This is a genomic window from Pseudomonas fuscovaginae SE-1 (assembly GCF_000364705.1).
Lineage (GTDB): Bacteria > Pseudomonadota > Gammaproteobacteria > Pseudomonadales > Pseudomonadaceae > Aquipseudomonas > Aquipseudomonas fuscovaginae_A.
Window position 1 is genome coordinate 1 of sequence record NZ_AQOH01000112.1, and the last position, 11871, is coordinate 11871.

10 protein-coding genes and 1 pseudogene are annotated in these 11871 nt (G+C 64.0%); 3 read left to right on the forward strand and 8 right to left on the reverse strand.

The window, feature by feature from the left end; translation table 11 throughout:
- Nucleotides 1-2149 (forward strand): PAS domain-containing sensor histidine kinase (locus K675_RS0112185; RefSeq protein WP_017903799.1); only part of this gene is annotated, 2149 nt, incomplete at its 5' end.
- Here K675_RS0112185 and K675_RS0112190 read toward each other — a convergent pair.
- The 7 genes from K675_RS0112190 to K675_RS0112220 form a co-directional block, all read right to left on the reverse strand.
- On the reverse strand, nucleotides 2138-4081 hold the full coding sequence (locus K675_RS0112190) for a pilus assembly protein TadG-related protein (protein ID WP_017903800.1): 1944 nt from the start codon (nucleotides 4079-4081) through the stop codon (nucleotides 2138-2140). The two genes, K675_RS0112185 and K675_RS0112190, sit on opposite strands and share 12 nt — an antisense overlap.
- Before the next feature lie 387 nt (nucleotides 4082-4468).
- Nucleotides 4469-5032 (reverse strand): DUF4136 domain-containing protein, encoded by a 564-nt coding sequence (locus tag K675_RS0112195; RefSeq protein WP_017903801.1) that lies wholly within the window; start codon nucleotides 5030-5032, stop codon nucleotides 4469-4471.
- 27 nt (nucleotides 5033-5059) lie between these two features.
- Entirely contained in the window at nucleotides 5060-5668 is a 609-nt protein-coding gene (locus tag K675_RS0112200; RefSeq protein WP_017903802.1) for a DUF4136 domain-containing protein, read from the reverse strand.
- Between the two features lie 13 nt (nucleotides 5669-5681).
- The gene (locus K675_RS0112205) at nucleotides 5682-6431 is read right to left on the reverse strand and encodes a methyltransferase domain-containing protein (RefSeq protein ID WP_017903803.1); all 750 of its coding nucleotides are present in this window, start codon (nucleotides 6429-6431) and stop codon (nucleotides 5682-5684) included.
- Nucleotides 6428-6733, reverse strand: coding sequence for a MazG-like family protein (locus tag K675_RS0112210; protein ID WP_017903804.1), 306 nt, complete (start codon nucleotides 6731-6733; stop codon nucleotides 6428-6430). Before K675_RS0112210 ends, K675_RS0112205 begins: the two co-directional genes overlap by 4 nt.
- A gap of 126 nt (nucleotides 6734-6859) precedes the next feature.
- Complete coding sequence (locus K675_RS0112215) at nucleotides 6860-7714, reverse strand: MaoC family dehydratase (protein ID WP_017903805.1); 855 nt, start codon at nucleotides 7712-7714, stop codon at nucleotides 6860-6862.
- A 2-nt stretch (nucleotides 7715-7716) separates the two neighbouring features.
- The gene (locus K675_RS0112220) at nucleotides 7717-9069 is read right to left on the reverse strand and encodes a 3-oxoacyl-ACP reductase (protein ID WP_017903806.1); all 1353 of its coding nucleotides are present in this window, start codon (nucleotides 9067-9069) and stop codon (nucleotides 7717-7719) included.
- Between the two features lie 120 nt (nucleotides 9070-9189).
- Here K675_RS0112220 and K675_RS0112225 point away from each other — a divergent pair, with 120 nt between their 5' ends.
- Both K675_RS0112225 and K675_RS0112230 read left to right on the forward strand, forming a co-directional pair.
- Nucleotides 9190-10467: an acetyl-CoA C-acetyltransferase gene (locus tag K675_RS0112225; RefSeq protein ID WP_017903807.1), complete on the forward strand. Its 1278-nt coding sequence runs from the start codon at nucleotides 9190-9192 to the stop codon at nucleotides 10465-10467.
- Nucleotides 10468-10730: 263 nt separating this feature from the next.
- Nucleotides 10731-11522, forward strand: coding sequence for an AraC family transcriptional regulator (locus K675_RS0112230; protein ID WP_017903808.1), 792 nt, complete (start codon nucleotides 10731-10733; stop codon nucleotides 11520-11522).
- A 139-nt stretch (nucleotides 11523-11661) separates the two neighbouring features.
- Here K675_RS0112230 and K675_RS0112235 read toward each other — a convergent pair.
- A pseudogene (locus tag K675_RS0112235) lies at nucleotides 11662-11871 on the reverse strand (methyl-accepting chemotaxis protein); the annotation flags it as partial.

Consider the following 11871-nt stretch of genomic DNA (forward strand, 5'->3'; position numbering starts at 1 on the left):
CTGGCACGACGGCCAGGCCCTGGGCACCGGGCTGGACAGCCTCAACGGTACCGCGCCACTGCGCCTGGACGTGCGTGACGGCCTCAGCGAGTACCCGCGCCTGCTGGGCGTGATGGGCAATGCCGATGGCCTGCTGGTGCCTTTTCACGACGAGCATGGGGTGGCCGCCTGGTTGCTGTGCGGGTTCTATCCGGTGCGGCAACGCGCACCGCAGCTCAGCGACCAGGACTGGCTGCAACTGGCGGCAGCCCTGGCCGCGCCATTGCTGGGCCGGCGCCGCCAGCAGTTGCACCTGCAGCAGCAGGAACGCCTGGAGATCCTTCAGGAACTGCTGGGTACGGGTTGGTGGGAATGGTCACCGGCCAGGGACGAACTGCAACTGGCCGTCCCTCTGGCCCAGACGCTGGGGCTGGGGGCGTCGACGTCGCTGCTGTCGATGGAAGACTGGCTGGCGGTGATTCATCCCGCCGACCGCGAGGAACTGGGCAGTTGCCTGAATGACCTGCGCCAGGGCCGGTCGATGCTGCTGTGCGTGCGCCTGTACCAGGACGATAGCGCGGACAATCCCCGCTGGTATCGGCTCCAGGGCCAGGCACTGGGCAGTGGCGAGACGCAACGGATCGTCGGTTTGATGCTCGACATCAGCGACGTCAAGAACCAGGAGCAGGCCGCCGCCGCCGCCCATGCGCGACTGGACAACCTGATCGCCAGCTCACCGGCGGTGATCTACGTCCAGCGCTACGTCGAGGGCGCACTGATACCCGTGTTCTTCAGCGACAGCCTGCTGCCGCTGCTGGGGCGGACCCTGGCCGATTGCACGCGGGATGGGCTGGCGCGGTGGATCCACCCCGAGGACCGGGAGCGCTATTTCGAGCGCACCCGCCAACTGTTGCGCGAAGGCCATGTCAGTTGCCGTTACCGGCTCCAGGACCAGCGCGGAGATTACCACTGGCTGCTCGACGAGGCCCGGCTGCTGCGCGACGACCTGGGGCTGCCGGTGGAGGCCGTGGGGCTGTGGATGGATGTCACCGAGGCGACCCTGGCTGCCGAACGCATTGAAAAAAGCGAGGAACGCTATCGGGTGCTGGTGGAGGATTCGCCGGCGATGATCTGCCGCTATCGGCCGGACCTGACCCTGATTTTCGGCAACCAGCCGCTGGCGAAGTACCTGGAACATGCCCCCGACCAGTTGCCGGGAATGAACCTGGGCAACTGGATGTCGCCGGAGCAGCATGCGGCGTTTGTCCGGCGCCTGGAGCAACTGACGCCCGAGCTGCCGGTCAGCACGGCCGAGATCAGCCTGCGACTGCCCGGGCGTGAGCATGCCTGGTGGGTCTGGTCGGATCGTGGCCTGTTCGATGCCCAGGGGCGCCTGCGGGAAATCCAGGCCGTGGGCCGCGACAACACGGAGGTGCGCCGTTCCCAGCAGCAACTGACCCAGAGCGCGAAAATGGCCACTCTCGGCGAGATGGCCACCGGTCTGGCCCACGAGATCAACCAGCCGCTGAACGTCATGCGCATGGCCATCGTCAACGTGCTCAAGCGCTTGAGTAATGGTGATGTGCAGATCGACTACCTGCAGGACAAGCTCAACCGCATCGATGCCCAGGTTCAGCGGGCGGCGCGGGTGGTCGATCACATGCGGGTGTTCGGCCGTCGTTCGGAGATCGAGGCCGCGCCGTTCAACCCGGCCCAGGCGGTGGAGGGCACCTTGTCGCTGCTCAGCGAAGGCATGAAGGGCAAGGGGGTGCAGTTGCGCGTGCCACCGATCGAGTTCGAGGTCCAGGTACGTGGCTTCGTCGACCAGTTGGAACAGGTGCTGATCAACCTGATGGTCAACGCGCGCGATGCGCTGCTGAGCAAACGCGAGAAAAACCGCGATTTCGAGCCCTGGATCTCGGTCACCGTCGAGCATGACGAGCGGTCGGTGCGGCTGATCGTCGAGGACAATGGCGGTGGCATCGACCCACGTCTGCTGGAGCGGATCTTCGAGCCGTTCTTCACCACCAAGCCGGTGGGCATCGGTACCGGCCTGGGATTGTCGGTGAGCTACGGCATCGTCGAGAACATGGGCGGACGGATGAGCGTGCGCAACGGCGACGACGGTGCGCGATTCTGCGTCGAGTTGCCGTTGGTGCTAGATCACTAGGTAGGCCTTGCCGGTCTGGCCGCAGGTGAGGTTGGCGCCGACGCTGACATTGTTGATGTCGATGCCCAGATTGAGCAGTAGGTTGTTTATCAAGGGAGTGATCAGACTGCTGAGCAAACCTGTAATAGCCGTCATCAGGGTGGTCAGGGTCTGGGAAAGTGTGGTTAGAAGTGTGTTCAGCAATGTTCCGAGCAGGCCACCGCTGAGGGTGGGAGAGTGGATAATCAGGGTTGGGTTATTCAGCGAATTGGTTAGGACTCCTTGAGCAGTTGGCCTGGGTACTGACTGAATCAACGTCTGCCCACTGTTCACGTTGGGTGGGTTGGTGAAGAGCATGTTCTGAATCGTTGTCTGGTCCAGTGGAATGTTGACAATCAACTCGCTTCCACCTCCTGCGAATGGAGTACGAACCCCACAATTACTTCCTTGGCAGACCTTGCTACCAATGTCCACCAGCGTTAGGGGAGTCACACTTTCAGCTGAAGATCCGGAAAACCAGATGGTCTTGTCTATGCGGCCTATTTTCAATGCGCCGGCAGCGGTGGTTGTGTTAGCGGAAAGGCTTTTGCTCCCAGTCCCATTTACTGGGCAGTTGTAGTCAGTAAGACGGCTGGCGCCTATCCCTATCTCAAGGCCGACATCCAGACGATCCAGATTGCTCAGTAGTTTCAGGTCGGTCTGCGTGCAGGTTCCTCCGAGTAGGCACCCAGGAGCCAGGAGTGTATTGATCGCAGTGACGACGCCGCTCAGTGTTGTATTGACCAACTGCAGGACTGTATTTATCAGAGACAGGTTAATAGATATCAATGCCCTGATCTGGCCTGTTTGAACATAGATCTGGTTTGCTCCGGTAGGGTTCAGTTTCGCCAGTCTTGGATCGCCTATCGCAGAAAGCTGCGGAGGCTGGATGACCCCCACTGTAGTCGTGACCCCCGCTATGCCGAGTACGTTCACGGGCAGTGTTGCTGCTGCTGCACCATTCTTGTTCGCCAGTTGTATGAATGCCTGGATCAGTTGGAAAAGCTGAACGTCAGCATTCAAACCGTTAGACAGGGTACCTGTTTGGAGTTTTAACAGATCACCCAGTTTTATCGGATTTGCTCCTGTCGCGGCCAATTGAAGATTGCCGAGCGCGGTCGTGACACTGGCAGTCCCTCCGTTGATGTTCAAAACGTCGGCAGCTGCTTTTATGAATGTTGTCAGACTGGCCTGGGTATTGAGCAATGCGTTGTAGTCACCAGCCGTTACCCCCAATGAGAGGGCTAGTTGGTTCATGTAGCTGAGCAGATTTATATCGGTCTTGACCAGACCATCCCAGCCAGCCGTACTGATATTGACACTTCCCCCCAGCAGTCCGGAAAAAAGTTGGTTCAATGTGTTGGATCTTGTCGTGTCGACGCTGAGCAAGGTACTGCGAATGTTCAACTGTGCTAGGTAGGGTAGGGGCGTTGCGGCAACGGCTGTAGCCGTCAGTTGAGTATTCAGGTTCGTTGGCCCACCGGAGAACAATGCGCCGATTCCGGCAGCGATGCTGGTGGTTATCGAACGCTTGGCAATAACGCGAATGGCGTCGGACTTACTGGCGTCGACGGTGAAGGTGCGCAGATTGTTGGCCCCGGTAACTAGCGTGCCGCAGGCGGTTGCCAGCGTATTTCCGGAGCCGACCACAAAGGAATTTCTGTTTGCACTCTGGGTCGCATAAGTGGCGGCACTCAAGCCGGCCTGGCAGTTCCCACCACGGGTGACAGCTTCCAGCGCCGCCGTATCGGCCACCCGCTGCAGGCTCCGTTTCGCCAGGTACAGTCGCCCGCTGTCGACCACCACCACCATGCTCAGCAGCGCGAGGCCGAGGGTCAGCGCGGCCATCAGGCCGATGGCGCCGCGTTGCCTTGAGGGGGCGCAAGATACCAGCGCACGGCGGGGGAAAGACATCGAGCACTCCTTTGCCGGCGCGTGGCCGAGCGCTTACTTTCCTGTGTCGAATGCCAGTGTAGTCAAGGCTGGGGGTGGTGTGCGCCAGGTGTTTGGCGGGGGAGGTTTTGCGACTGCCTTGCAGTCGAGCGCGGGCAAGCCCGCTCGCCACAAAAAACATTCGCTACAAAGATCCACTTTCTACAAAAATCTACTTTCTACAAAGGGGCTGCTCGCTACAACGCCCAGCTTGTCGTGGCGAGCGGGCTTGCCCGCGCTGGGCTGCGAGGCAGCCCTGGAGTCGGCAATTGCGGTGTGTCAGCTGAATGGGCGAGGCAGGTTTCAGGGCTGCTGCGCACCCCAGCGCGGGCAAGCCCGCTCGCCACGGGCGTCCATACCCGGCAGAGATTATCGGGGCGGATAGTCCGCCATCACCTGGGCCACGGTCCGGTTGATGGCGGCACTGCGTTCGGCAGGCGTGGGGGTGTTGTCGACCACCTGTTCGGCACTGCCGCGCCAGACCAGCTTGCCGTCCTTGCCGTCGAACAGGTCGACCTGGATTGTCGCGACCTGGTAGTCGATGTCACGCACCTCGGTATAGCCGGGGCCGGCCCACAGACCGCCGCCACGCCATGGGCCGCCCCAGGCGCCGCCGTAGTGGGTGCTGACCTGTTGCTGGCGGTTGTCGACGATCAGGTAGGCCTGCACCTTCACATCGGCCTTGCCACCTGCCGGCGCCAGGCGCAGGCCGCGCTGGTCCAACTGGTCGGCCACGGCCTGGCGGATGCGTTGCTCGGTCAGATCGCTCTTGATCCGCGGATCGTCCGGTCGATATTGCAGCGCGGGTTCTTTCCAGCTCCAACTGCGGTAGCCGGCGAAATCGCGGCTGGCATCGAAGTCGTGGTTGACCTGGGTGGTTTCGCAGGCGCTGAGCAGCACGGCGAAAGCCACTAAAGCGAGACGGCGGAACATGATTTTCTCCGGTAGCCGGCAAGTGGGTTAGCTGGGTGGATAGGCAGCCAGGGCCTTGTGCAGCGCTTCGCGCAGCGCATCCGTGCGTTCGAGCTGATTGCCCTGGTTGGCGGTTTCGGCGCTGGCGCTCCAGACCGGCTGGCCGGTCGCCGCGTCGAACAGGCTGACACGCGCCACCAGCACCTGGACTTCATAGGTGCGCACGATCGGCACGCTGTTGTACATGCCGTAGCGGTTGCCATACGGCCCTCCGCCATAAGCCCCGGCATAGCCATAGTCCTCCTGGACCTGGCGCAGGCGTTTTTCCATATGCACGTCGGCGCTCACCCGCAGGTCCGCCGGCGCTCCGTCACGCCGGGGGCGCAGGCCCTGTTCGTCGAGGGCGTTGCCGACCATCTCGGCCAACTGTGCGGAGTCGGCCCAGGTCGTACCGGCGGGCAGGCGATCGTTGAGCCAGGCCCAGGTCCGATAACGGGCATAGTCGCGGGCCGGCGCCGGGTAGGCGCTCAGGTCCACGGTCCCGGCCGCCTGGGGGGGCGCCGGCGGGATCGGCATCGAACTGGCGGTGTACGGGTTCGGACTCGAACAGGCCGCCAGCCCGAGGCACAACATGGACAGCAGGAAACGGCGATTCATTGCATCCTCCGTATCACACCGGACGGCAGATCCAGTGCAGGTAGCGCCCCAGCCCGGCAAAGCTGGGATGACGACGATGGGCCAGCTCCATCTCCAGCAGGTCGACCAGTTCGGCACGGTTCTGGAACTCGACCGGCATGTAGTCGTGGAACACCCGTACGCCGCTTTGGCTGTCGACGTTCCACAGGCCTTCAAGTTGCGCCGCCAGCTCACGTGGATCAAGCGGTTGTTGTGGGGTCAGGCTCTGTTTCTCTCCGGCCATGTCGTTCTTGCGCATCTTGCGGAAATGGCCCTTGAGCAGGTTGCGGTAGATCAGCGCATCGCGGTTGTAGAAGGCCAGCGACAACCAGCCGCCGGGCCGTGTCAACTGGTGCAGCACCGGCAGGATCGCGTGGGGCTCGGCCAGCCATTCCAGCACCGCATGGCACAGCACCAGGTCGTAGGGTTCGGTGAGCTGGCCGAGCAAATCCTGCCACGGCGCCTGGATGAAGATCGCCGGCTGACCGGCTTCGGCGAAACGCTGGCGGGCGCCTTCGAGCATCGGTTCGGCGGGCTCGGCGAGGGTGACGTGGTGACCGCGCTGGGCCAGCCACAGCGACATGTGGCCCAGCCCGGCGCCGATATCCAGCACCCGCAGCGGCCGGTCCGGCAGGGTCTCGGCGAGGTCGGCCTGCAGCACTGCGAGGCGGATTGCGCCTTTGGCACCGCCGTAGATCTTCTCGGCGAAGCGGGTGGCCAGCTGATCGAAATGGCGGTCGCTCATCGGGCGAACCGCCGTTCGCTGTCGGCCAGCTTGGCGCGGACCACTTCGTTCATGTCCAGCCCCAGCTCACTGCACAGCAACAGGAGATAGAGAATGATGTCACCGACTTCCTGCCCGGCATGGGCCAGTTTCTCCGGCGGCAACTGGCGTGACTGATCCTCGGTCAGCCACTGGAAAATCTCCACCAGTTCGGCCATCTCGACACTGGCGGCCATCGCCAGGTTCTTTGGGCTGTGGAATTGTTTCCAGTCGTTGCGATCGCGGATGCCGTGCAGGCGTTGGGTCAGCTCGTCGAGGTTCATGCGTGGTGTTCTCCTTCCAGGCGACTAGCTTCCGGCGGATGAGAACGGGAAGCAAGGGCCATACTATGAAGAGAACGTTCCAGGCCGATGAAATATTCATCGGCCTCAGCCAATTGTCAGTTTGCCTCAGGCGATCGGCTGCCAATGACCGACCATGTGTTCCAGATCCCCGACACCGAGCAGTCGCAGGTCGCCGCTGGAGCCCGGAACGCTGGCGTAAAGTACCAGCTCATTGGGCAGGTGCACCGGTTTCCTGAACGTCACGTCGATCTCGATATTCGCCGCCGGCAGGTGGTTGCCCAGGGCCGCCAGGGTACGGGCCTTGTTCCACAGGCCATGGGCGATGGCCCTGGGGAAGCCGAACAGCCGGGCGCTGAGGGCGCTCAGGTGGATCGGGTTGTAGTCGCCGGAGACCTTGGCGTACTGGCGGCCGATATCGCCCGGGCACGGCCAGCGCGTCAGTTCAAGCAGGGGCGCCGACTCGGAGTTTCGGGCCCCTGTCGGTTCCCCCGGCAATTCGACGCCGCGACAGAGCATGCGGCTCTCGGCTTCCCATAGCGGGCCCAGGGCATCGTCGATCTGGGTCACCAGGTCAAAGGTCGCGCCCTTGGCATGGGGCCGCAGGTTCTGCACCTGGACGCCGACCCGCAGGCTGGTGACGCCGCCGAGTGGGCGCAGGATGCGGACCCGGTTGCTCAGGTGAACCAGGCCCAGCAGCGGAAAGGGAAAGTTTTTCGCGGTCAGCAACTGCAGTTGCAGGGGAAAGGCCAGCACATGGGGATAGGTCGCCGGCATCAGACCGGTGTCGGCGAACCCGCAGATCCGCCGGTAGGCGGCCAGGCGCTTGGTGTCGACGGTGACCCAGCAGCGCAGGCCTTCGCTCGGCAGTTGCGTGCCGGTGATCTTGCGGCGGCGGGCTGCCCGGACATACAGGCCGGGCAGCCCGGGCGCAGTGGTCAGGTATTGCCAATTGACGAGCATGCTCAGGCCCCCAGTAAGCTTTGTCCACAGACCCGCAGGGCCTGGCCGCTGACCGCGCCGGAGCCCGGTTGGGCCAGCCAGGCCACGGCTTCGGCGACATCCTGGGGCAGGCCGCCCTGGCCCAGGGAACTCATGCGTCGCCCGGCTTCGCGCAGGGCGAAGGGGATGTGCGCGGTCATCTGCGTTTCGATGAAACCCGGCGCCACCGCGTTGATGCTGATGCCGCGCTCGCGCAGCAGTGGGGCCCAGGCCTGGGCCAGGCCGATCAGCCCGGCCTTGCTCGCGGCGTAGTTGGTCTGGCCGCGGTTGCCGGCGATACCGCTGATGGACGCCAGCAGGATCACCCGGCCATGGTCGTGCAGGGTGCCGCTGTCGAGCAGGGCCTTGGTCAGCACCTGGGGGGCGTTGAGGTTGACCGCCAGTACCGCATCCCAGAATTCCGGGGTCATGTTCGCCAGGGTCTTGTCGCGGGTGATGCCGGCATTGTGAACGAGGATGTCGAGGCCGTCCGGTAACTGTTCCACCAGTTGCGTGGCGGCGTCTTCGGCGCAGATATCGAGGGCGATACTGCGCGCACCGAGGCGGGCGGCGAGGGCATCGAGGTCGGTCCCGGCCTGGGGGACGTCGAGCAGGATGACTTCGCTGCCGTCGCGGGCCAGGGTTTCGGCAATGGCTGCGCCGATGCCCCGCGCCGCGCCGGTGACCAGCGCCTTGCGGCCGGCCAGCGGGCGGCTCCAGTCCGGGACGCGGCGGCCGCAGGCGCTCAGGTGCAGTACCTGGCCGCTGATGTAGGCACTTTTGGGTGACAGGAAAAAGCGCAGGGCACCTTCCAGTTGGTCCTGGGCATCGTCATCGACATACAGCAACTGCAGGGTGCCGCCGTTGCGCAGTTCCTTGGCCAGCGAACGACTGAAGCCTTCCAGGGCCCGTTGCGCGCTGGCGGCAAACGGATCGCGCAGGTTCTGCGGGGCGCGCCCGAGCATCACCACATGAGGGCTCGATTCCAGGTTCTTCAACAGCGGCTGGAAGAACTCGCGCAGTTGCTTGAGCTGGTCGACTTGTTCGATTGCGCCGGCGTCGAACACCAGTGCCTTGAGTCTGGGCCCATGGCCGGGGATCCACGTGCTGCAGCCGGGCACTTCGCTGCCATAGCTGTAGACCGCATCGGTCAGCCGCTGGGCGAATCCGCCGACCTGCGTTGCCAAGGGGCCGCCGCCCAGCAGCAGGGCGCCCTCGACCGGACGCAGACGCCCGGCTTGCCAGCGCTCCAGACGCGTCGGTGCCGGCAGGCCAAGCGCGCCGACCAGGCGTTGGCCGATCGTCGAGTTGGCGAAGTCGATGTAACGGTCAGACATGGAACGCTCTCCGGCGACAGGGGTTCAAAGGTGGACCGCAACGGCCTGGCGGTGGTTCGTTTTCTAAGAAAGGTCCTACTCTTTTAGCGGCAGTGTCATTCGAATAATAGGGAGTTTTTTATGAATACGTTGCGCCGTGTTGCCATCATCGGGGGCAACCGCGTCCCGTTTGCCCGCTCCAACGGTGCCTATGCCAGTGCGAGCAACCAGGCGATGCTGACGGCGGCGCTGGAGGGCCTGATCGAGCGTTTCAACCTGCACGGCCTGCGCCTGGGGGAAGTGGCGGCAGGGGCGGTGCTCAAGCATTCGCGGGACTTCAACCTGACCCGCGAATGCGTGCTGGGCTCGCGGCTGTCGCCGCAGACGCCGGCCTACGATATCCAGCAGGCCTGCGGCACCGGGCTGGAGGCGGCGTTGCTGGTGGCGAACAAGATTGCCCTGGGGCAGATCGAGTGCGGCATCGCTGGTGGCGTCGATACGACTTCCGATGCGCCGATCGGGGTCAGTGAGGGCCTTCGACAGATTTTGTTGCAAATCAATCGAGGCAAGAGCCTCGGCGAGAAGCTCAGGGCCCTGCTGCAACTGCGTCCCGGCCACCTGAAGCCGGAACTGCCGCGCAATGGCGAGCCGCGCACCGGGTTGTCCATGGGGCAGCACTGCGAGCTGATGGCCCAGGCCTGGAACATCCCGCGTGACGAACAGGACCGGTTGGCCCTGGACAGCCATCGCAAGCTGGTCGCCGCCTACGCCGAAGGCTGGCATGACGACCTGCTCACGCCGTTTCTCGGCCTGACCCGTGACAACAATCTGCGCCCCGACCTCAGCCTGGAAAAGCTCGCGGCGCTGAAGCCGGTGTTCGAGCGCAGCGCCAGGGGGACGCTGACGGCGGGCAACTCGACACCGCTGACGGACGGCGCTTCGCTGGTGCTGCTGGGCAGCGAGGACTGGGCCCGCGAGCGTGGGCTGCCGGTGTTGGCCTACCTGCGCGATGGCGAGGCGGCGGCGGTGGATTTCGTCAAGGGTGCGGAAGGGCTGCTGATGGCGCCGGTCCATGCGGTGCCGCGATTGCTGGCACGCAATGGCCTGACATTGCAGGATTTCGACTACTACGAGATCCATGAAGCTTTTGCGGCCCAGGTGCTGTGTACCCTGAAGGCCTGGGAGGATCCCGAGTACTGCAAGACCCGTCTGGGGCTCGATACGCCGCTGGGCTCGATCGACCGCGGCCGGCTCAACGTCAAGGGCAGTTCCCTGGCGGCGGGACATCCGTTTGCGGCGACCGGTGGGCGGATCGTTGCCAACCTGGCGAAACTGCTCGACCGGGCGGGGCAAGGGCGCGGGTTGATTTCCATCTGTGCGGCCGGTGGTCAGGGCGTGACGGCGATTATCGAGCGTTGACACGCCACTTGCAGGCATTCCATGTCCCCGGCTCGCAGGCATGCTATGCACCCTGCAGGAGCCGGCTTGCTGGCGGTCGCGGCGTGTCAGCCGGTAGAGATGTCGACTGACGGATCGCGATCGCCAGCAAGCTGGCTCCTACAAAGGTGGGGTAGCGTTGGAGCCTGGTGGTCTGCCCCGGGTTGGACGCCGGAGCATTGTCTTATGTCTGGCTCTGGCCTAAGGTCGCATCCGCCAGCCCTCAAGCGCTGAAAGGTGGAATCATGTCGAACAACGGACAACGCGGACCCGAGAGGCAGATCCCTGCGCTGTCGGTCCTGCCGCGCCCGCTGTATGCGCGGGCGGAGAGTCTCAATGCTGGCTCGTGGACTTCACGACACCGTCATGACTGGGTGCAGTTTTCCTATGCCATCAGTGGCGTGCTGGGAGTGCATACCGCCGAGGGCAGCTTCTTCGCCCCCCCGCAGTGGGGGGTATGGATTCCGGCCGGGCTGGAGCATGAGGTGGTGACGTCGATGCAGGCGGAAATGCGCAGCCTGTATGTCCGCCAGGAAGACTGTCGGTGGGCGGCGCAGCGTTGCCGGGTGCTGGAGGTGACCCCGCTGGCGCGGGAACTGATCAAGAGTTTCTGCCTGTTGCCGGTGGACTATCCCCAGGACGGCAGCGCCGAATCACGCCTGGTAGAGGTGTTGCTGGACCAGTTGGCGAGCCTGCCGGAAGTGGGTTTTTCCCTGCCGCTGCCGCGTCATCCGCGCTTGCTCGGGTTGTGCAATGAGTTGATCGAAAGCCCGGAGCAGGGCGCGAGCCTGGGGCAGTGGGCACAGCGCCTGGGCATGTCGGAGAAAACCCTGATGCGCCTGTTCCAGCGCGAGACCGGGCTGAGCTTTCGCGGCTGGCGCCAGCGCATGCGGCTGCTGTCGTCGCTCAGTGCACTGGAGGAGGGGGATAGCGTGACGCGGGCGGCACTGTCCTGCGGCTACGATTCGACCTCGGCCTACATCGCGGCCTTCAAGGGGTTGTTCGGCTATACGCCGGGAGAGTTGTTTCGTCACTGAAGCGAATCTTGAGGACCCCTCTGATCGTTCCCACGCTTTGCGTGGGAACGCAGCCCGTGACGCTCTGCGTCACAAAAGCGGACGCCGAGCGTCCAGAGAGGCATTCCCACGCGCAGCGTGGGAATGATCGGTGTCCAGATCAGGTCCGGAAGCGCTTGACCAGGCTGTCCAGCTCGTTGGACAGCCCCGCCAGGCTCTGCGAGTCCATGCGCGCCGAGTTCGCCAGTTCCGCCACCAACTGCGCATCGCCATGGATCTGGCTGATGTGCCGGTTGATGTCCTCGGCCACCTGGTGCTGCTCCTCCGCCGCCGTGGCGATCTGGGTGTTCATGTCGCGGATCACGTCCAC